A 21799-nucleotide genomic window follows, 5' to 3' on the forward strand; every position below is an offset into this window, starting at 1 on the left:
GGTCGTCGCGACGCGGCCGCCCATCCCGGATTCGTGCCAGGCCGTCGTCGGCCCCCGGACCTGCCCAAACGTACGCCCTCCAGCACCGTGACCGCGGGGCAGCGGCCAGCGTGACTTCCTTCTATGATCAGCTCCCGCAAAGATCATCTCGATCTGCTTCCCAGGGGGATCCCATGCTTCGGTCCACGTGGCCATCCCGGTTGAGCCTCATCGCGCTCATCACCGTCGCCGGCGGCGCGCTCGCCGCACCGGCCGAGGCCGCGAGCACCGGTGTCGCCTCCGTGAGCGGCACGAAGGTGAAGTACAAGGCCGCCAAGGGCAAGCAGAACAAGGTTGTCGTCACCCGGTCCGGACGCACCATCACGATCGACGACAAGGTGCGGATCGAGCCCGGCAAGGGCTGCAAGGCCGTCAAGGGCGACAAGACCAAGGTGCGATGCACCACCAGGGCCAACCCCACCCGGGTGAGCGTCTACACGTACGACCGCAACGACTCCGTGGTCAACAAGACCGATCTGCCCATGACTGCCGACGGCGGCTCCGGCAAGGACCGACTCGTCGGCGGCCCCCGCGGCGACCGGCTCACCGGTGACACCGGCAACGACTGGTTCGACGGCGGCGACGGCGGCGACCTCATCGTCGGCGGCGACGGCAACGACACCATGTACGGCGGCAACGGCGACGACACGATCCACGGGACGGACGGCAGCGACCGGGGCTACGGCGGGCCCGGCCGTGACTCGTTCTACCTCGATCCGGTGATCACCCGCGGCGCCGCCAACGACGACTACGTCTCCGGCGGCACCGGCCACGACGCCGCCTATTACGCCGGCTACGACAAGTCCGTCACCATCGACGCCGACGGCGTGACCGGCGACGACGGCGCCAAGGGCGAACACGACACCATCGCCGCCGACATCGAGGAACTCCAGGGCGGCAACGGCAACGACCGGATCAACGGCACCAACCGCCAAGATTTCCTGTACGGCGGTCCGGGCAACGACATCATCCGCGGCGGCGCCGGCAACGACATCCTCGACGGCTTCGAGGGCCGCGACCAGCTCTACGGCGACGCCGGCGACGACATGCTCTCCGGCGAGGACTTCGGTGCCCCCGCCGCCGCCGACCGCCTCGACGGAGGAAGCCACACGACCCCGGAGGGCGACTACTGCCTCGCCTACCGTGGCGACGTCAGAGTCAACTGCGAAAGCTGAGCTTTCGTCAGTCGGGCTCACTCATCGTGGGGTCGTCGGGGTGGCCTGCCAGCGTCGCCCCGTCGACCTCGCGCACCGTGAAATCCGGCAGCGGGCCGGCGACGCCGGGCACAAGCTCCAGAACGGCTCCGTCGCGCAGACAGCACAACGCACGCTGTTTGCCCTGCCCGGCAGCGCTCTCCCGCCAGGGCCGACCGCCTCGCGACGCGCAGTCGACCTCTCGGCCGGGTGTTCTCCCGATGACCGCGAACAGCTCCCGGCCGGACGGGCCGACCAAGGCCATGCTCACGCTGTAACGCCCGGCCCACGTGCCGGTCAGCCGATAACCGGGCACCTCCGGTACGTACAGCGGCAGCCCGACGGCCTCGAACTTCTGCGCTCGCCAGCGGGTCTGGCAGCCCCACGTCGCCAGGGCGGCGGCGGCACAAGGCAGCACGAGCCCGGCGGCCATCCAACGACGCCACCGATCGCCGGAGCCTGAGTAGGCCACCAGCACCTGGACCGCGACGGCGGCGGCACCCCAGATAAGGCCGGCCTCCAGCCGGTTGCGTTCCGCCCCCGTCACCAGCGGCACCACCGCCACGGGCACCAGCACCACGGGCAGAACGACGTGCGTCTTCGGCCAGCGAGCCCCCGACCGACCCGCGATCACCCGCACCACGGCGATGACGGCGGCCGCGACAACGGCCGCGAGCACAGAAAAGAGCAGCCCGACGGTGCCGTCCGTGTCGGCGAAGTCGGGCACCTGATACTCCTCAAGGGACCCGAGGGCGACACCGATCGCACCAGCGGTGACCAGGCCACACACGACCCCGCCGGTCGCCGCTCCTCGAACACCCATTCATCGATGATCCCCACATCGTCAAGTCGGCGCCGTCCGGAACGCGCCGCCTCGGCGACCCACGTGGTAGCCGACATGGCTCTAACGTACTTCTCGGAGATGCCATCCCTTTCGGGGTGCCTTGCCGGAAAGATGAGAAACGCATGCCCAAACGCTTCGAAGAACTGGCCTGGAACCGCACCCCGATCGGCGAGATCAGCCTCCGGCGCCGCCACGACCCCACCGTCGACGCCGAGGTCTATGAGGTGAAACTCGGCGACGAATTCCTCATGTCCAGCCTGTTCACCGTCGCCGAGATCGAACTCGCCCGCCGAGGCCTGGCAACTCTGCAGGGCGACGCCCTCGACGTGGTCGTCGGCGGTCTCGGACTGGGCTATACCGCCGACACCGTCCTGACCGATCCCCGGGTTCGGTCGCTGCTCGTCATCGACGCACTCGACGAGGTCATCACCTGGCATCGCGAGGGACTCCTGCCCTTTGCGGGGGCTCTCATTACTGACGACCGCTGCCGGCTCGTGCACGGTGACTTCTTCACCCTCACCGATGACCCCGCCGGCTACCACCCGGACCGACCCGGGCACCTGGCGCACGCCATCCTGCTCGATGTCGACCACAGCCCACGACACCTGCTGCATCCCAGGCACGCCTCGTTCTATACCGCCGAGGGTCTGCGACGTCTTGCTCGGCACCTGCATCAGGGAGGGGTGTTCGGACTGTGGTCCAACGACGCGCCCGACGAGCAGTTCACCGATCTTCTGGCCGAGGTGTTCGCCACCGCCCGCGCCGAGGTCGTCGAATTCGACAATCCGCTGCAACGACGCACCTCGACCAACACCGTCTACCTGGCGCAGATCTCCTGACGGGCGCGCGACGGTCTGTAGTAGCCGGGCCGGCGCTAACGAACCTGCCGGGAGAACGGGTCGCTCAGGCCGCCCAGAAGATGGTGCGCTGGCCATTCGCCGCGGCCGCCGCGAAGAACGCGGTCAGCTGGGCGTACGCCTCGGCGAGCCGCTCACGGACGGCGGCCGCCATGTCCTCCTCGGCCGTGATGGGGTGGAGGTGGCCGTCGGGGTGGACCGACTGCCAACCCTGCGCGTGCAGATGGGGCAGATGCTGCGCCACCTGGTCGAAAGGTGTGCCGGCCAGCCGGTCCGCGACGAGGGTGACCTGCTCGGTCGTCAGCGCCAATGCGTCTCCGTTGCCGCCCCACGAGTAGCGCTCGTCCGGGAAGACTTCGCCGCCGGTCATCGGGTTGACCGGGAAGCCCGCCAGGTCGAGCAGCGCGGCCAGGCGCTTCCAGTCTCGGTCGACGTCGAGACTGTCCGGCAGGTCATGTACGCGGTCGTGCGCCCGTGGGGGTTCCGACCGGATGTCTTCGAGCGTTTCCGGTGACATCCGGCGGAACTCCCCGAGACTGCTCAACGTCACTCCCTAAGCCATGGGCATGTCCGAACCATAACCCTGGATGCAGTAGGCCTCGACCATCGTAAAGTCGCACAAGAACTGGTCCCTCGCCCTGGGGTCGTCCGACTCCAGGGCCTTGCCGAGCTTGTACGCCGAATACAGATCGCCAACGATGCTCAGAGCTCCCATCGCTCCTGCTCCGCCTCGGCCCGTTCGTGAGCCGCCCCTGGCGCCTTCGGTCCCGCCCTGGGGCGTGCGGGTTGTCGTGCCGCCCTTGAGGCCGAATCGCTGCAGCGCCTTGGTGTGGGTTCCGGAGTACGTCTCGCCTGTGTCGAAGCCGGAAGACGGGTGGATGATCCGGGCGTTCTTGACGTCCTTGACCCGCTCGGCCAGGCTCGCCGCCTGGCTGTCGCTCTGGGCGACGAAGACGACCAGGTTGGACTGCCTCTTGCTCCCGGGGCTGGTGTCCATCTTGTTGCGGATGGTCTGCTCGTGGAATGGGAGCCGGTCAGGCTTGGTCCCGCCCGTGGTGAAGTCCACGGAATCCACACTGACGATCTTTCCGTTGAGCCAGTTCACCTTGATCGCGTCGGCGGTCGTGCCTCTCACCGTCAGTTCGCCGTCGACGCCGACGAAGGTGCCCTTGCCGACGATCGGACGATCCTCGTCCTGCAAGAAGTACTGCGAACCGTTGCCACTGCTGGCGTCGTACAGTTCACCGCTGGTCTGCAGGTGTTTGTTCAGGTACCTGACCGTTCCTTCATCGGTCGGATTGGGGTATTTCTGAGTGTCACGCACGCGGTGAGGAGTGCCGTGCTGGTCCGTGTAGACCGTGGATCCCTGCGTCTTGGTTTCGGAGTTGGGTTGCCACTTGTATGAGCCGTCGGCGTTGGTGCGGCTCGTGCGCATGTCCGGCGGCACCATCTTGCCGCTGGGGTCGGAGCTGGTGATCGGGTTGTCGGCGGCGTAGGCGTAACCGCCGAGCTGGTTAGGGTCGGTGGTCTGAAGCAGCGGGTCAGCGCTGATGAACCGGCCGATCGACGGGTCGTACTTGCGCGCTCCCAGAGTGGTGTACCCGGTGGTGAGGTCCTTGGGTGCGCCCAGGAAGCCGCGGGTCGGGTCGGGCCATACCCCGAGGTTGGCGGAGGTACGCGCCTCGCCGTACGGCTTGGTCTGCTGGCGGGTTACCGCCTGGGTGGTCGTGTCCATGGCCAGCACGCCGGTGCCGTGCGCGTCGGTGAACATGTAGTGCGATCCACCGCCGGGCAGGGTGGACCGGACGGCGACCGCGCTGCCTTCGCCGCCGTGGCTGTAGGTGCGGACCGCGCCGAGAGACTTGGCCGGGGTGACCGAGGTGTCGATGACGATCTGGGTGTCGCCGGCGAACAGTGTCGTGCGTCCCGGGTCGCGGCGGATGAGCTGGTTGCCGTCGGCGTCGTACAGGTAGGAAGTGACCTTCGGGTCGTTGCCGGTGGTGGTGACCTTGGCGAGGTGGCCCTCGTCGTCCCAGTTCAGGGACTGGCCCGCCCGGTTCTCCGTGGTCGGGGAGCGGGTGAGCAGGTTGCCGGCGACGTCGTAGACGAATTTCGTCGGGTCGGTGCCGCCTTCGGTGGAGGTCAGTGTGTGCGGCTGGGCGCCCGTACGGTTGCAACCGTTGGTGCAACCCGTGGTGTACGTCGTCGTGATGTCGTCGCCGCCGCCGGTCGCGTGGTCCACCACTTTGGTGCGGTCGCCGATGGCGTCGTAGGAGAAGGTCTGCCAGTAGGCGCCGGGCTTGTCGGCGACGGTGGCCGTCGTGGGTTGCGTTCCGGCGGCCGGGCATTCGTCCTTGGCCGTCCACGCCTCGGCGAGCCGGCCGAGCGAGTTGTGCCGGTAGCACTGTGTGTCCGTAACGACGTTGCCGCTCTCCGACTGCTTGTCGGTGACGCTGAGCGGGTTACCGACCTGGTCATACGTGTACGTGGCCTCGTCGATCACGGGGCCGATGCCGCGGGCACGGGAGACGGTCCGGCCGCTCAAACGCAGCGTCTGTTCGTCGTACGCGTATGTCACCTCCGCCTGATTGGTGGAGGCGCCCATCCGGATGAGCGATGGCTGGCCGAAGTCGCCGTAGACGGTGTCAGAGACGTAAAGGTCCACGCCGGTGGTGCTGGTCGGCGCGCCCTGCGCGTCCCGCTGGTAGGTGATCGTCTCCCCGAGCAGCCCGCCGACGCTCGGGTCACGCTGCTGGGCCAGTAGCTCCGCAGTGTCGCTGTACGCGTAGGAAGTGGTGTACTCCAACGGCAGCGGCGCCTCCGACGTCGGCAGCGTGATCTTGCGGCCGAGTGCCTTGCCGAGCCTCGAGTAGCCCGTGACCGAGGTCGTGTATGCCCCGGTCACTCCGTTGACGTACCGCGAGGCGGCGGTGGGCAGGCCGATGCGCAGGGTGTCGTAAGTCCAGGACGCGAACTTGAAGTTGTCCTTGGCCTTGTCCCGCGCGGTGAGTTTGCGGCCGAGTAGGTCGTAGGTGTAATTGAGCTCGATGCCGCGGGCGTCGCGGGTGGCGACGAGGTTCCCGGCGTCGTCGTATCGCGACAGGCTCGTGCCGGCGTCGGGGTCCTTGGTCGACGTCTTGCGGCCCAGCAGGTCGTAGGCGAAGGTCCAGACGGAGTCGTCCGGCCCGGTCACGGTGGCCTGCTGTCCTGCTGGGGTGTACGTGTACGTGATGTCCTGCGCGGCGCCTCCACTGGCGGTGAAGCCGTTGGTCAGGTCACCGGTCAGCGTCGGGGCGGTCGTGTACTGCGCGAACGAGGTCGTTCGGCCCCGGGCGTCGACGGTGGTCCTGGTAGCCACACCGCCGGCCGGAGGCACGCTCGTGATCGTGTCGCCGGTGTACGCCGTGCGCGTACGCGAGGTCTCGACACCGTTGTGTTCATTGGTCGTCTGGGTGATCCGGCCCAGGGCGTCGTGGTCGGTCGCCGTTGTGGAGGGGATCGACACCTGCGACAGTCGGTCGGACACGAGCTGGTCTGCCGGTGCGCCGACCGCGGCGTAAGCATTGTTGGTCAGCACGGTCCAGCCGTGCGAGTCGTACTGGGTGTCGTTGACCGTGATGGTGTTGTTCTTGCCGGTCAGCTGCTTCTCCAGTGGGCGCAGCATGGCGTCGCTGAGCACCTTGCTGACCGCGTAGGTGCCGTTGTCGAGCAGAGAGCTCGTCGTCACGACCGACGGGCCGGTGCGGGACACCTTGTAGTCGTAGACCAGGCTGGCCTTGGCTCCGCCGGCCTTGCTCTGGTTCGGCAACCACACGGCGGTGAGCCGGCCGAGAGCGTCGTAGGTCAGCGAGGTGAGCGACCCGTCCTCCTCGACGGTCTGGATCGGTACCTGGCGCGCCGCGTCGAGGATCGCTTCGTTGCGGTGGCAGTCGGCCGAGGAGGTCGTGGCACCAGCGCAGTTCACGCCGGGCGTCGCGGCCACGATCGTGGTGACGGCGCCCGGCAGGGCTCCGCTCGCCGGGGCATACGCCGTGTACTGGGTCTGCGCGAGGCTAAGCCCGTCCGGCGACTTCGATTTCGGCGTACGGGTGGTCGAGGCGACCCGCCCGTAGGAGTCGTACGTCTTAGCCGTCTGGTCGAGGAACGCGGTCGCATTCGCTCCGGACGCGGCAGATGCCTGCTGGACCAGGGTGGCGTCGCCGCGGGACGGCTTCGCGGGGGATGCCTGGCCGTCGCCGTTGTAGGCGAACGGATTGCCGTCGAATGACGTACGCACGTCGGAGAGCAGCGTGCCCGACGGTGTCGCACCGGCGGACGGGCAGTCCTGGGCCGTGACAATCGTCTCGGCACCGACCACCACCGTGTCGGCCTTGCCGTCGAGGTAACGGACGAAGGTGCAGGTGGGCACGTTGCCCGCCGCTCCTGTCTCCCCGCGGTCGGCGGTCTGCATCGGCATGCCGGTGGTGCTCTGTCCCAGCTTGGTGTTGTAGAAGCTGGCGGTCTCGGTGCGACGCCATCCGCCGGACGTCGCTTGGCGCTTGGCGACCTTTGCGGTCCGCACCATCTGGGCGGTCAGCGCCGGCAGGCCGCCGCGGTCACGTGACGCCGTCGGCCCGATCGCGGTCGGTACGGTCACCACGCTTGCGTCGAGGTCGCCGCCGACACCCGCGTACGTGGCCGTCTCGAAGATCCGGCCGGCGTAGGCGTTCTTGTCCGCTACCGTGATCGTGCCGTCCAGGCTGGTCAGAGGCCCTGTGTCACGGGTCTTGCCGCCCGGCAGGGTGTCGCCGTCCATGCCCAGGAAGTAGTACGTCTTCGTGAGTGTCCGACGGTCGTAAACCTTCTTGCCGTTGGTGTAGTGGAAGACCTCCGGGTCACCGGTGGTGACGTCGACCTGCGGGTACCCCCGGAACTGTCCCCACGTGCGGTACTTGGCCTTGACGACCTCGTTGTCGTCGTAGTGCCATCCCGGCTTTCCCCGGTAGGCGTACTCCGTGACCAGTCTGGGCTGGGAGCCGTCCTGGTAGGCGTTGTACCGGTCGACCGTGCTGACCTTGGTGACCGGATGGGTGTAGAACCAGTCCATCAACGGCGCGGGCTGACCCTCCGGCGTCCAATAGACGGGGAAGCATCCGGTGGTGTTGGTGGACGCGTACGCCTTCGCTTCCTTGTCGTCGGGGTCACCGGGATCGCTGGCCCGGACGCCGGAGCAGTTCGGGGTGCTGTACTCGACCGTGGTCTCCGCGCCGGATTCCGAGACGATGTTCTGGATGCGGGTGTGGTACATCTTCGGCAGGCCAGCCAGGGTTCCGACGCGGTTGGCGAGTTGCACCGGGTAGAACGTCACCGCCGCGACTGGAGCATCCGCCGTCGCACCGCCCAGCAGGTCGAGACCGGTGTGCTTGATCGACTCGAGCCACATCGTGGGAGCGTGATCGCCACCGTCCGGGAACGTGTGGACGAGGTCATAACGGTCGACCTTCTTGGTGGCGCCACCGACCTGAACCTGGGTGGTGATGGAGGTCAGACGCTTGCGTGACCAGAAGCTCGGGGCGTGCTGAGTGCAACTGGTAGAGCCCTTGGCGCAGGCGAGGTCGACCGGCACATCCGGCCAGTACTCCGGATGCGCGACCGTGAACTGATCGTCCTGGCACTTGTTGCCGGTCGGGGAGCCCACCAGGCAGCGCTCCTGCGTGCCGAAGACGATCTGGGCGGGGGCCGTGCCCGAGTAGATCGTCGAGGCCGTCATGCCGTAGTCGATGCGCGAGAGCGTGCCGCCGCGCGTGTACTCGACAGCCGTGTTCTTCATATTGGGCCCGTAGTAGCCCAACTCCGGCGCGTAGTAGTACGCCGTGGCGTTGTTGTGCAGGTCCACGACGTAGTCGAGGTTGAACCGGTAGCCGAGGGTGCAGGCCGTATCGGCGAAATCCCCGTCGGGGCAGGCCGAGACGCCGGCATGCGCCTTGTAGACCGGCATCGTCCAGGCCGAGCGGGTCTCGTCGTCGCCCGCCTTCCAGCCAGGCAGGCGGTTGAGCCCGAAGTAGTACTGCCTGCCGTTTTCGGTGACGCGGAAGTACTCGCCGTTCCTGGTGCCGTTCGTTGCGCCGGTCAGGCTTTCGATCTTGGTGGTCGCGTCGTCCGCGGTGGCCCGGAACGTCTTGGTGGCGTCGTCGTACACGATCTGCGCCGACATGCCGTTGAGGGACATGGTCAGGCGCTGGCCGCCCCAGCACATGTCGGCGTCATTCTTCGGGGCGCCGGAGTCCTTGACTTCCTTGCACGGCTCGAAGATGCGCTGGATGAAACTCTCGGTCGAGGACCAGCCGTCGCCCACCCACGAGGACTGGTTGTTCGTACCGATCGTGCGGGCGTCCTGCGATGCGGAGTTGTACCCGAGGCTGATGCCCGGCGCGGACCCACCGACGGCCGGCGGCACCGCGATCGGATAGCCATACGTGAAGGAACCGGTGTTGCCGCTCGTTGACCAGGTTCCCCCGGGCGACAGGCTCGTGGCGGTGTAGTCACCTCCGGTGCCGCTCGCCGTGGTCGTGGCCGCGAGCACCGTCATGGCGCCCACCGCGACCTCGGCGGTCAGCGGGGCGCTGGCGGAGCGGGCCGCGGGGGTGGTCCGCTGGCACTCCTCACGCCCGGGGGTGGTCAGCGCGCACGCCGGCAAGCTCACCAGCCGCAGCCGGGACTCGTACGCGCCGCCGTAGGCGTTGCGGAAGGAGGTGCTGTCGACGGCTACCCGGACGCGTCCCTTGTCCCCTTCGCCGCGAAGGGTGAACATGACGCCGCGGACGCCCGCCGCCTCCGCGGTCTTCCGGTCGACAGTGGACACCTGCACCTGCTTCGGCGCGGCGCCACTCGCGGGCCGGGCGAGCGACACCGGCGTGGTTCCGGCACGCTTCCATGGCGAGGACGCCGAGAATCCGGAGGATGCGGCGGAGGCCGCGCGAGCCGGCGCGGCCGGCGCGGCCGGCGCCAGGGCTACGGTCGTGCTCTCCGCCGCCGGCAGGACGTCATGCCCGGTCGAGCTGAAGTGCGCGTATGTCCTCGGCTGAGGGGTCGGGCGGGTGACTTTCCGCTTCGTCAGGTCGACCCGGTCCAGGGCCTGCGGTTCCGGGAACGGCACCGCGCCCGGCGCGGCCTCCGCGGAAGCCGTGGTGACGAATTGATTCGACGTCACCGCCACAGCGAGAACGAGTACGGCGGCGAGCATGCGCCCCGCGGACGTTCTGACGACCCGGTCATGTCTGGACAGCATGGAGCGCCAGCCCTTTCCCCCGTTGCCTTGACTGGGGCGCACGGCAGCATGCACACCAGACATGGGCGATGAACGACACCGAAGATCCTTTCGGTGTCGCGACAGAGTACGGCGTTCGGGCGCCGCCGCTCTACGGGACAAACAGCTGCCAATCAGACTCATGCCGCTCAATGGCGGTGATCGGCTCCCGGATAAGCGGCTCACATTGGATGGGTCGAATCCAGGGCCGGCGCCTCGCTGGATGCCGGCGACGAGGAATCGGTCGTGTTGGCTTTGAAAGGGCATCAACCACACGCAATCGACAAGATCATCGACGTGTCTCCGGTCACATCAATGGTTCTGGACCAAGACGGGACGATGCGCGTCGTTCCGCTCCCCCACAATGGCCGGGCCCACGCGAGTTTGATCGCCTTCCCCACAGAAGGGTCCCGAGGCAGCATGTCGACACTCCCGACACGCGGTCGTCGTCTGTCCACGGCCACGGCCACGGCGATAGCCACCTTGCTCACCACCGGTGTGGTCGGCGTGACTGCGCCCACCCCAGCGCAAGCCGCGAAAACACCCTCTCCCACCAGCCAGAAGGCTCCGACGCAGCCGCCCGCGGACCCGGTCGTCGCGGCCATCAAGGAGGCCGCGGCGCAGGGTGAGTCGGTGCCTGTCGGCTCTCTCACTGACGAGTACTCGACGACGTCGGCCAATCCCGACGGGACCCTGACCCGCCTTTCGTCGTCCAGCCCGCAGCGGGTGAAGAAGAACGACGAGTGGGTGCCGGTCGATACCACCCTGGTTCGTAAGAGCGACGGCACGTACGCACCGAAAGCGGCACTGACGACGCTGTCCGTCTCTGATGGTGGTGGCACGCAGCTGCTGTCGATGAAAGACGGCCGTAATGCCATCAAGCTCTCGTGGGCGAAGAAGCTGCCTCCCGCCAAGGTCGCGGGTGACACCGCCACCTATCCCGACGTATTCCCCGATGTTGATTTGCAGGTCACCGCGGATCCCACCGGGTATTCGTCCATGCTGGTGGTGAAGACGCCCGAGGCGGCGGCGAATCCGGAGTTGAAGAAGGTCGATTTCGGGCTCACGGGTACCAACGTCAGGATCGACGAAACCAGCAACGGTGGGGCCAAGGCCGTCGACCCGAAGACGGGCGAGCAGGTGTTCCACACCGACACCGCGCTCATGTGGGACAGCACCCCGGCGAAGGACGTCGCCGCGGTTCCGGCCAGCGGCGATCCCACCCCGCAGGAGATGCGGGTGGCGGGCGGGCGGCTCGGTGGTAACCGGGCGCAGATCAAGGTCGACATCAGCAAGGGCAAGCAGAGCCTGACGCTGGACCAGAAGCTGCTCACCGCGAAGACCACGAAATATCCGGTGTTCGTCGATCCGTACTGGTCCGGCTCTCCGGGGAAGTCGCAGCTCAAGTGGGCGCGGATTTCGAGTAACGGGTGGGATGTCTACAACTCCACCTCGAAGACCGGTCACACCAGTGCCCGCATCGGTTACGACAACTGGCCCGAGTCCGGTGGTGGTGGTGAGCGTGCGCGCACGTACTACCAAATGAACACCGCCGGTATCAAAGGCGCGGAGATCTTCGAAGCGAATCTGTATGTCGTGCATCGCTGGTCGGCTGCCTGTAACAGCAAGAAGGCCGCCGTGGTTTACGGCACCGGCGGAATCAGCAGTTGGAGTTCCTCGGGACTGAACTGGGGCAAGCAGCCATCCAAGAAGACGGGTGTGCTGTCCACCGCCTACGGCACCGAGGTGGACTGCGGCACGTCGAAGCCGAAGCCGAGCCCGGCGGGTCTGCAGTTCAACGTGGTGAGCTTCATCAAGACGGCCGCCAAGGACAAGCTGAGCAATGCCACGTTCATGGTCGAGGCCAAGGACATGGACGACAAGTACGCCTGGAAGCAGCTCGGATACGGCGGTGGCGCGACCCTGTCGGTCAAGTACAGCTACAAGCCGAAGTTCCTCAACGGCACCGGCAACCCGACGATCAAGCCCTCCATCGTCGACCAGGGTCGGATCCTCACCACCACCCGTACGCCCACGCTGACCGCCCAGGGCTACACCCCGAAGGCGAACGGCTACCAGGAGAACGTGCAGATCTCCTACCAGGTGTTCAACTCGGCCGGCACGAAGGTCGCCTCCGGGTACGGGCCGTCGAAGGGCTACAACCTCAACGGCAGTAGCTGGACGGTGACGCCTGCCCTGGCGGACGGCAATTACAAATGGAAGGCCGCCATCAAGAACGCCTCCGGCGTGTGGGGTGGCGTCTGGTCGCAGGAGCAGGCCTTCACGGTCGACACTGTCGCGCCGAAAGCGCCAGGAGTCAGGTCGACGCAGTTCCCGCCGAACCAGGTGGGCGCGGCCCTGTCCGACAAGGGCCTCTTCGTCCTCAGCAACGACCGCAGCAACAACATCACCGGCTATCTGTTCTCCCTCGACGGCGATCTGAGCAACGTCGTCTACGGGTCGAACAAGGGCACCCCCTGGACCGCCAACACGGTGATCAAGCCGGGCATCGTCTATTTCGCCAAGGCTGACAACGGCAACGGCACGGGCGCGACGGTCATCAACGGCACGGCCGGAGTGTCGTTCGCCCCCGGCACCGCCGGTGAGCACCGAGTCTTCGCGAAGGCCGTGGACCAGGCCGGATCCACCTCGCCGCAGACCGCCTACGTCTTCAACGCTGGAAGCAGCACCCCGGTCTATGCGTACGGCGACAAGATGATCGAAGGCTGGACCGCGACCAACGCCGACGGCACCACCGTCGCCGTGCCGCCCGCCACCCACACCAGCGTCAACGGATTCCTGCGCAAGCAGCAGCATTACCCCGGCTACTACTTCGCCAGCGGTTTCCAGGCGATGTTCTCCAACGTCGACGCGAACAAGAAGGTGGCGAACGGGGAAACCGCGACGTTCAACTTCCACGTGCCGAAGACCGGCCTGTGGAGGCTCGGTGCCAACCTCACCATCGGCATGGACTACGGCACGTACACGCTGACTTTGGACAAGGGCAAGCCCACCGAGAAGGTCCTGCTGGAGAACTTCGACGCCTACAACGCGCGGGGCGCCAACACCACCTACCGCAACTTCGACGGCTCGGAGATCGAGCTCGGCCAGGGCGTGCACAGCGTGACGCTGAAGCTGACCGGCAAGAACGCCGGGTCGGCCGGCTACCAGGCGGGCATCGACGTGCTGCGCCTGACGCGGACGCCCGCGTGCACGATCAACGACCCGGCCGACTGCTTCAACAACACGGCGATCAGCACCTACACCCCGGGGACGGCGCCGACAGTCACCCCCGCCGACGCCGACGGTAGCGGGAACAGCTTCGAGGCGGCCGACCTCAAGGCCGCCGGTTGGACCGCGGGCGGCACGGTCACCGTCAACGGCGCGGCGATCAAGCTGCCGGCCAGGTTCGGCGACGGTACGCCCGACAACATGCTGGCCTCCGGCCAGATCGTGACCGTGCCCGACAGCGGTGTGGTGAACAAGGGCAACGCCCTGGTCTTCGTCGGCTTCGCCGCGCACGGCCACCCGTTGAACGCGACCGGCACCATCAACTACAGCGGCAGCGGTTGCGGCATGCGGAGTCAGACGTACACCCTGTCGAGGGTCTCGGACTGGGATGCCACGACGCCGGCCGAGACGTTCCTCTCCTTCACCCGTACCAACCACAGCGGCAACAAGACCCAGAAGCCGTCCCGGGTCAGCATGTTCGCGTTCAGCGTGCCGCTGCAGTGCCCCGGCGCGCCCATTTCCAGCATCACGCTGCCGCTGGTCACCAACACCGTGGTGGCAGGGGTGACGTCGCTGCACTTCTTCGGCCTCGGCATCCGTCCCACGTCGATCACCGGCAAGGGCGCCGACGCGAAGCACTGGGTCGGCAGTTGGGCAGCCGCCCAGGACACCGCCGCGGTGCCGAATGACACGAGCCCGACCACCCGGGTCGACGCCACCCTGAACAACCAGACCGTGCGGATCCCGGCACGGTTGACCATCGGCACGGCCGGTGACAACCAGCAGGTTCGTGTCCGGCTGGCGAACAGCCTCGGCAAGACACCGGTCACCCTCGACGCGGCCACTGTCGCCCTGCAGAGCAGCGCCGGCGGAGCCACCGCGGCGGATACCCCGATTCCGCTCACCTTCGGTGGCGGTCGGACCCTCACCCTGCCGGTCGGCGCCGACGCGATCAGCGATCCCGTCGACCTCACCGTGCCGGACCGGACGACGGCGCTGGTCAGCCTCAAGGTACGCGGCAACCTGGCCTCACTCTCCGGCCATCAGGATTACCGCGAGCCCGTCTTTGTCAGCGCCGCGGACAACGTCGATCGCACCGGTGAGTCGGCCGGAACGAACTTCACGCGCTCGACCTTCATGGGTGCGCCCTTCCTCTCCGGCATCGACGTCACCACCTCGACGGCTGATCCGGCGGGCGCCGTGGCGCTCTTCGGCGACCACACCGTCAACTCGGACACCGCGGGTGAGGGCGGCCGCAGCCAGGTCGACGGTCGGCTGGCGGACGGCCTCGCGGTTACCGAGGACGGTGAGCAGCGGGTTCCCATGGGCGTGCTGAACCTCGGTAGCAGCAGCTGGGGGCTGCGCGGTCAGTTGCCCGTCGGCAACGCCGCCCTGCCGGAGTCGGCCATGGCCACGGTCGACCGGGCGGTCCTGCACCAGGCGAACGTGCGTACGGCACTGATCTCCGCAGGATCGAGCGACCTGCTCGCCTGCACCGCCGCCACCGCCGAGGCGTGCGCGGCGCCGGTGCGCACCAAGCTCGTGGCTCTTGCCACGCAGCTGCGCCAGTACAAGACCGACGACGCGCCCAACTCCGCGATCACCCTGCCCACCAAGACCGGTGCGATCAAGGTGTACGCGGCGACGCTGCCCCCCTTCCACGCCACCCACACCGCGGTGCAGGAGGCGGCACGGCAGCTGGTCAACGGCTACATCCTCGGCGCCGAGGGCGGTCAACCCCTCCAGGGGTACGCCGACGGAGTGATCAACTTCGCGGCCGCCGTCTCCACCAACGGTGATCATCTCTCCGACACTGTGCTCGCCGACTACACCTGGAACGACGGTGGCCGGTTACTCCCCAGCGACCTCTACTACCAGGCGCTCGCCGACCAGTACCTGCTGGACGCCGACGCCTCCGACTGGTCCAACGACGACCAGTCGGGCGGCACCGAGCCCGACGCCGAGGCCATCGCCGCGTGGAAGTTCGACGAGGGCGCCGGTGAAACGGCCAAGGACACCGGCTTCGGCACCGGAAGCGGACGCACGACGCACGACGCGACCCTGAACAACGTCGGGTGGGGCGCGGGTCGGATGTTCGGTCGCAAGGCTGGCGTCTTCAACGGCACCAGCAGCTATGCCAGTACCGATCTGAAGCTCAATACGGCCCGGAGCTTCACGGTCTCGGCGTGGGCGCGGTTGACCGACAAGTCGGCCGACCGGACGATCTTCGCCCGGGACGCCAAGGGCTACGCCTCGTTGTACTTCCAGTACCAGAAGTCCTCCGACCGCTGGCTCGCGCAGATGCCGTCGGCCACGACCGGCGACGCCGTCAAGTGGCAAGGCGCGCTGTCCTCCAGCCCGGCGCAGACGGGGGTCTGGACCCACCTGACCGCCGCCTACGACGCGGATCTGAAGACGTTGACGCTCTATGTCAACGGTGCCGCCGAAACGTCCGTCGACGAGATGGAGTCGTTCAACGATCCGGAAGGAGCGACCTGGATCGGGCGGAGTGGCACCACCTGGTTCGCCGGTGACATCGCCGATGTCAACGTGTGGGCCCGGGCGAGAAACGCGGCGGAGATCGATGAGCAGGCTTCCGCCGCTCCGATCGCGAACTGGCAGCTCGACGATGACAGCGATCCCACCATCGCCAAGGACGCCACCGACGCGGAGAATCACGGCAAGTTGGCCGGCGGTGCCGGTTACACCTACCCCGGACACAACGATTGGGACATCGCGGCGCTGAAGTTCAATGGCACCGACGCCGCGGTCACCGCCGGTCCGCTGGTGCGCACCGACCAGTCCTTCACGGTCGCGGCCTGGGCCAAGATCAGCAAGACCGACGGCGACTACACGGTCCTCAGTCAGGACGGGGCCCACGCCAGCCGCTTCGCGCTGCAGTGGGGTTCCAGCTGTTCCTGCTGGAGATTCGTCAGCGCCGACACCGATCAGGCCGTGCCCGCCACCGCCCACGCGGACGGGCCGACAGGAGCAGCCGCTAACACCTGGACGCATCTGGCGGCGACGTACGACGCCACCTCGGGCACCATGACGCTCTATGTCAACGGGGTGGCCGCCGAACCTGTGCAGACGGCTGCGGCGCCGTGGCAGGCCACCGGCGCGTTCGCGGCGGGTCGGGGCCGCGGAAACGACCGCAACAGCGGCTGGTTCCCCGGCGAGGTGGACGCCGTCCGGCTCTACCAGGGAGTGCTTTCCGCGGACGCGATCATGGGACTTAGCCAGTCCTGACCGCACGTCACGTCGAGGGCGCCCAGCGATGCTGGGCGCCCTCGACGTTTACATGAGCACGTAACCGTCGGCTGGCCGCTGGTGGCGGGACCGTCGAAGGTCGTTCGTCACGAACGTACGCTGCAGCCAGCGGTCGCGGCCGTCGTAGTGCGGCTGGAATCCGGTGCGTCCGTGCACCGTGATCCGGTTGTCCACGATCGCCAGTTCACCCGGCTCGAGCCGGTGCACCAGCGCCGTCTCGTCGAACGCGGTACGCAGTTCCTCGAGTGCCGTCCGGGCCCGCGGAGTCTGGCCCGTGGTGGCGGCGAGATCCACCTGGATGTCGGGATCCTCCGGCGCGCCGGTCAGCACCGCGTGACGTACGGTGCACTCGCCCAAGTCGAACGAGGGCGGTGCGTCAGTGATGAACTCTTCCGCGAAGAGTGCCTCGCGGGCGGCGTCGCTGAGCGCCGGAACCACCTGGCGGGCACAGGCCGTCCGCAGGCCCGCGATCTTCTCGTGGTCGGCGCGCAGGCACAGCAGCATCACGTAATCCGGCCGGTGCGGGTGAAAGGCGTTCTCGTTGTGCCATTCCAGCAGCACGGAGCCCGCGTTGCCCTGGAATTCCTCCTTGCCGGGCACCGGAACGACGTCCTGCACCAGCGATCCTGACTTCTCCGGCAGGAAGGCGGCGGGATCGCCGAGGCCGGCGGCGACCATGATCAGCAAGGCCGCCGAGACGGTCGCCGTCTTCTGCACCGAGCCCGCCACCGACGGCGTGTCCGGGAGCTCCGGCACGGGTAGCCCTCGAACGATCATCGCGCCATGTGGACCCGCATCGCGGCGGAACGCCCGGAGCGGCTGACGCAGGCCGACCGGGCACTCCTCCCAGGCTGCCCGGGCTCGGGAAACCCAGCGGGAATCGTCGACCTGAAAGGTGCCGGGGCCGCACAACGCCTCGGCCACCCGGGCGACCGATGATCGGTCATCCGCATCGAGCTCGACAGGTAGGGGCGCTGCGACGGAAGGTGTGACCACCGTCATGTCGGGACCTCCGAGATAGATCGTCGGGACCCGCGTTTGTCGTGCGGCCCGAATGGCCGCTGCCATGGGTCCCCATCGGTTCCACGCTAGGAATTCCCAGCTCTTTCTTGTTATCGGTTCCAGATCGCCCGGCCACAGTCGGGATGTGGCGCTGATATGGAGACGAAAAGGCACGCCGTTACGGTCACGCCACTGACCATCGACGGACGGCGACGGGCATGAGCCACGCATTACTAGCTGAAGGCCTGAAGAAGAGTTTCGGTACGACCCAGGCGGTGCGACACGTTGATCTCGCGGTGCCGGCGGGCACCGTGCTGGGTCTGCTCGGTCCCAACGGCGCCGGCAAGACGACCGTGGTCCGGATGTTCTCGACTCTGGTCCGACCAGACGCCGGACGCATCGAGGTGCACGGCTATGACGTGGTTCGGCAGCCGCAGCAGGTCCGCACGCTGATCGGCCTCACCGGCCAGTACGCCACCGTGGACGGCAGCATCTCCGGGCGGGAGAACCTCTACCTGATCGGGCGCCTGCTCAACCTGTCCGCGTCCGCCGCCCGACGGCGCGCCGACGAGCTGCTCGAACGCTTCGATCTGGTCGCGGCGGCACGGCGACCGGTGCGCACCTACTCCGGCGGCATGCGGCGACGGGTGGACCTGGCGGTCAGCATGATCGGCAATCCCCGGGTGCTCTTCCTCGACGAACCGACGACCGGCCTCGACCCGCGCAGCCGCAACAACCTCTGGAACGAGGTGCGCCTGCTCGTGGCGCAGGGCACGAGTGTGCTGCTGACGACCCAGTACATGGAGGAAGCGGAGGCGCTGGCGGACTCGATCGCGGTGATCGACAGCGGTCAGATCGTCGCCACGGGCACCCCCACCGAGCTACGGGCGGCCGTCGGTGGCCAGGTGCTGCAGGTGCGGCCGGCGGATCCGGCGGACCTGGCCGCGGTGGCCGCCGTGCTGTCGACCATCGGCTCGGGCACTCCGCTGACCTTGGCCGACGACGGCCTGGTGGCGCTGCCCATCGGTGGGGAATCGGAGTTGACCGCGGCGATACACGCCCTGGCCGCGGCGGGCGTTCGGCTAGCCGGCATCGACACCCATCTGCCCAGTCTTGACGAGGTGTTCCTGTCCTTGACCAGCGACGTTCCGGATCGGACAAGCGCATGACACTGACCGCGAACGACTCGTCGCGAGCGTTGCCCGACATGGCGGTGCCGTCAGCCCGGATCGGGCCGGGCGCGACCCTGCGCCACTCGCTGGCGCTCGCCCGACGCAACCTCATCCAGCTCCGCAACGACCCCGAGCAGCTGCTCGACGCGATGCTGATGCCGTTGGTGATCACGCTCATTTTCGTCTATGTGTTCGGCGGGGCGATCGGCAACGGTTCCGCGGACTACCAGCGGTTCCTCATCCCCGGGATCATGGTGCAGATCGTCACGTTCGCCGCCCGATCCACCGGGATCGGACTGTCGTTCGACTTCTCCAACGGCCTGATGGACAGATTCATGGCCCTGCCCATCGCCCGGTCCGCGGTGCTCACCGGCCGCATCCTCTCGGACATGTGCCGCATGCTGCTCGGACTCATGGTGATGTTCCTCTTCGCCCTGATCATGGGCTTCCGGGTCGAAACCGATCCGCTCTCCGCCCTCGCGGCCGTCGCCCTGCTCATGCTCTACGGAATGGCATTCTGCTGGGTCTCCGCATTCATCGGCTTGACGATCCGGAATCCGGAGACCGTCCAGTCGATCGGGTTCCTCTGGACGCTGCCGCTGCAGTTCGGCAGCTCCATGTTCGTCGATCCGGCCACGATGCCGACCTGGTTGCGGATCTTCAGCGAGATCAATCCCACGACCTCTATCGTCGACGCGTCCCGGGCTCTGCTCACCGGCGGTCCGGCGACCGAGCCCGTGCTGCACAGCCTGGCCTGGACGGCGGGACTCGTCATCCTGTTCGCCCCGCTGTCGATCGTCCGGTATCGCCGCCGCGCCGGGTGACCCGGCGCGAGGCACTGATCTAACGGCCCGGGACCACGAGGCCGGTCTCGTACGCCAGGACGGTGGCCTGGGTGCGGTCCCGCAGGTGCAGTTTCATCAGGATGCGGCTCACGTGGGTCTTGACGGTCTGCTCGGCGACGGTCAAATGGACGGCGATCTCCGCGTTGGACATGCCGCGCGCGACCAGCCCGAGGACCTTGATCTCCTGGTTGGTCAGTGCGGCCAGGCGGCCGGACGTCGACGTGGGTGGCGCCGACCGCTGGGAGAAGTCTTCCATCAGCCGTTTCGTCACCAGCGGTGCCAGCACGGCGCCGCCGGACATGGTGGTGCGGATGGCGTCGGCGAGCTGGTGTGCCGACGAGTCCTTGAGCAGGAAGCCTTTCGCTCCGGCGCGGATCGCCTCGTGCACGTACTCGTCCTCGTCGAAGGTCGTCAGCACCAGCACGTTGATGTCGGGGGCGTGCGCCAGGATTCGCCGGGTCGCCTCCAGGCCGTCGAGGACCGGCATCCGCACGTCCATCAGCACGACGTCCGGGTGCAGGTCCCATGCCTGCCGGACGGCCTCCTCCCCGTTCGAGGCCTCGCCGACGACCTCGATATCCGGCTGGACGTTGAGCAGGACGGCGAAGCTCTCCCGCAGCATGCGTCGGTCGTCGACGACCAACACCCGGATCGGCATCGTGCTCATCCCTCCGCCACAGCCACCGACATGGTGACCTCGTACCATCCGTCGTCGCGGTGTCCGGCCCGCAGTCTTGCCCCGAGGACCGCCGCGCGTTCCCGCATGCCCGTCAGGCCGTGGCCGGTGCCGGTCAACGGCCGGCCGGCGGCGGGGGAGGGGCTGTTGGACACCCGCAGGCGCAGGTCCGCCGGACCGTATGCGACGTCGACCTCGACGTCGGCGCCGGGGGCGTGGCGGATCGCGTTGCTCAGCGCCTCCTGGATCACCCGGTAGGCGATCAGCTCGACCTGCTCCGGTAAGACTCGCACGTTTCCGTGGATGCCGGTCTTCAGGGTCAGTCCGGCGCTGCGGCAGTTGTCGAACAGCTGCTCCAGGTCGGCCAGCGTCGGCTGTGGAGCGTACCGGGTCTCGTCGGCCTGGCCGGAGCGCAGCATGCCGAGGATGTGCCGCATCTCCGTCAGCGCGGCCAGCGCGTTCTGCCGGATCGAGGCGAAGCTCTCGACCGCGGCCGGATCGAGCCCGCTGACCCGGTAGGGCGCGGCCTCCGCCTGGACCGCGATCACCGACATGTGGTGGGCGACAACGTCGTGCAGTTCGCGGGCGATCCGGGTGCGTTCTTCCAGCGCCGTCCGCTGGAGGCGTTCCCGCTCGGTGAGGTCGACCTGATGGCGGAGGTCCCGCCGGACGTCGCGCAGCCAGCGGGCGATCGCGATGCCGGCGAGCCCGACGGCGTAGAAGCCGGACAGCACCGGGCCGTTGTTGACCTGCGCCCGCTCCGGGAAGATCAGCTCCGCGGCGCCGGCCACGGCGCCCGTGATCAGCCACTGGGCCAGGTAGACCGGGGGCGGCACCTGGTAGGCCACCACCAGCCCGACGAACAGGTGCGCGACGATTCCGGCGGCGCTCCACGGCCAGAGTGTGCTGTTCGCGGCCGGATCGGTCGAGAAGCCGAGCAGGATCAGATAGGGCAGCGCGGCGAGCAGCGAGAGCCACCATGCCGCGATTGGCCGGTAGATCACCAGCACGACCGGTGCGGCCTGCGCTACCGCCAGGGTGCCGATCACCGGTGGGCTCAGCGGCAGGCTTTCGGCGAGCATGCCGGTGCCGATGACCGCCGCGTACAGGGCCACCAGCGACACCCCGATGATCCGCAGCCCCCGCAGCAGCGCGGGACGGGCCGGGGTGGCGGTGCGTTCCGGCCTGGCCGACAGAGCGAACAGCTGACGGCCGGCCCCGCGCGCGGCGCGGAGGAAAGGCGCCACCCGTACCTCCTGATCGTGGTTCGTCCTGCCGCCAGGACGCCACCAGGCATACCACCGTACCGGCCACGGCGGTGCGTGCGTCGGCCGCTGTCCGTCGAAATGGAGGAGATAACGAGAGAAAAAGGCGGCTCCCTAGCG

At 67.9% G+C, this 21799-nt stretch carries 11 protein-coding genes; 5 read left to right on the forward strand and 6 right to left on the reverse strand.

From position 1 onward, the window contains the following. The first annotated feature begins 173 nt into the window (after positions 1-173). Entirely contained in the window at positions 174-1214 is a 1041-nt protein-coding gene (locus tag AB0M36_RS35330; RefSeq protein ID WP_364166695.1) for a calcium-binding protein, read from the forward strand. Between the two features lie 7 nt (positions 1215-1221). Here the strand turns inward: AB0M36_RS35330 and AB0M36_RS35335 are convergent, their stop codons facing one another. After that, a complete protein-coding gene (locus AB0M36_RS35335; protein ID WP_364166697.1) occupies positions 1222-2055 on the reverse strand; it encodes a hypothetical protein in 834 nt (277 codons plus the stop codon). A 143-nt stretch (positions 2056-2198) separates the two neighbouring features. Here AB0M36_RS35335 and AB0M36_RS35340 point away from each other — a divergent pair, with 143 nt between their 5' ends. After that, a complete protein-coding gene (locus AB0M36_RS35340; protein ID WP_364166699.1) occupies positions 2199-2915 on the forward strand; it encodes a spermidine synthase in 717 nt (238 codons plus the stop codon). 64 nt (positions 2916-2979) lie between these two features. Here AB0M36_RS35340 and AB0M36_RS35345 read toward each other — a convergent pair whose 3' ends face one another. Beyond that, positions 2980-3477: a DUF1877 family protein gene (locus AB0M36_RS35345; protein WP_364166701.1), complete on the reverse strand. Its 498-nt coding sequence runs from the start codon at positions 3475-3477 to the stop codon at positions 2980-2982. A gap of 9 nt (positions 3478-3486) precedes the next feature. Further along, the gene (locus AB0M36_RS35350) at positions 3487-10200 is read right to left on the reverse strand and encodes an RHS repeat-associated core domain-containing protein (protein WP_364166702.1); all 6714 of its coding nucleotides are present in this window, start codon (positions 10198-10200) and stop codon (positions 3487-3489) included. A 651-nt stretch (positions 10201-10851) separates the two neighbouring features. Here AB0M36_RS35350 and AB0M36_RS35355 point away from each other — a divergent pair. After that, positions 10852-16698 (forward strand): LamG-like jellyroll fold domain-containing protein, encoded by a 5847-nt coding sequence (locus tag AB0M36_RS35355; protein WP_364166704.1) that lies wholly within the window; start codon positions 10852-10854, stop codon positions 16696-16698. 48 nt (positions 16699-16746) lie between these two features. On the opposite strand, the gene AB0M36_RS35360 is transcribed toward AB0M36_RS35355, so the two are convergent. After that, on the reverse strand, positions 16747-17496 hold the full coding sequence (locus AB0M36_RS35360; RefSeq protein ID WP_364166706.1) for a TauD/TfdA family dioxygenase: 750 nt from the start codon (positions 17494-17496) through the stop codon (positions 16747-16749). A gap of 443 nt (positions 17497-17939) precedes the next feature. On the opposite strand from AB0M36_RS35360, the gene AB0M36_RS35365 reads away from it, so the two are divergent. Together AB0M36_RS35365 and AB0M36_RS35370 are read left to right on the forward strand one after the other, a co-directional pair. After that, complete coding sequence (locus AB0M36_RS35365; RefSeq protein WP_364166708.1) at positions 17940-18890, forward strand: ATP-binding cassette domain-containing protein; 951 nt, start codon at positions 17940-17942, stop codon at positions 18888-18890. Next, complete coding sequence (locus AB0M36_RS35370; RefSeq protein WP_364166710.1) at positions 18887-19717, forward strand: ABC transporter permease; 831 nt, start codon at positions 18887-18889, stop codon at positions 19715-19717. The genes AB0M36_RS35365 and AB0M36_RS35370 overlap by 4 nt, the downstream gene beginning before the upstream one ends. A gap of 19 nt (positions 19718-19736) precedes the next feature. On the opposite strand, the gene AB0M36_RS35375 is transcribed toward AB0M36_RS35370, so the two are convergent. After that, positions 19737-20405, reverse strand: coding sequence for a response regulator transcription factor (locus AB0M36_RS35375; protein ID WP_364166712.1), 669 nt, complete (start codon positions 20403-20405; stop codon positions 19737-19739). Beyond that, positions 20402-21661, reverse strand: a complete 1260-nt coding sequence (locus AB0M36_RS35380) for a histidine kinase (protein ID WP_364166714.1) — start codon at positions 21659-21661, stop codon at positions 20402-20404. The genes AB0M36_RS35375 and AB0M36_RS35380 overlap by 4 nt, the downstream gene beginning before the upstream one ends. Positions 21662-21799: the final 138 nt, after the last annotated feature.

The sequence above is a fragment of the Actinoplanes sp. NPDC051346 genome, from assembly GCF_040682215.1.
GTDB lineage: Bacteria > Actinomycetota > Actinomycetes > Mycobacteriales > Micromonosporaceae > Actinoplanes.

Excerpts from the sequence above, each read along its gene's own strand:
- AB0M36_RS35335 (WP_364166697.1), bottom strand. The coding sequence starts at position 2,055 with ATGGGTGTTCGAGGAGCGGCGACCGGCGGGGTCGTGTGTGGCCTGGTC.
- AB0M36_RS35370 (WP_364166710.1), top strand. The coding sequence starts at position 18,887 with ATGACACTGACCGCGAACGACTCGTCGCGAGCGTTGCCCGACATGGCG.
- AB0M36_RS35340 (WP_364166699.1), top strand. The coding sequence starts at position 2,199 with ATGCCCAAACGCTTCGAAGAACTGGCCTGGAACCGCACCCCGATCGGC.
- AB0M36_RS35360 (WP_364166706.1), bottom strand. The coding sequence starts at position 17,496 with ATGATCGTTCGAGGGCTACCCGTGCCGGAGCTCCCGGACACGCCGTCG.
- AB0M36_RS35365 (WP_364166708.1), top strand. The coding sequence starts at position 17,940 with ATGAGCCACGCATTACTAGCTGAAGGCCTGAAGAAGAGTTTCGGTACG.
- AB0M36_RS35350 (WP_364166702.1), bottom strand. The coding sequence starts at position 10,200 with ATGCTGTCCAGACATGACCGGGTCGTCAGAACGTCCGCGGGGCGCATG.
- AB0M36_RS35375 (WP_364166712.1), bottom strand. The coding sequence starts at position 20,405 with ATGAGCACGATGCCGATCCGGGTGTTGGTCGTCGACGACCGACGCATG.
- AB0M36_RS35330 (WP_364166695.1), top strand. The coding sequence starts at position 174 with ATGCTTCGGTCCACGTGGCCATCCCGGTTGAGCCTCATCGCGCTCATC.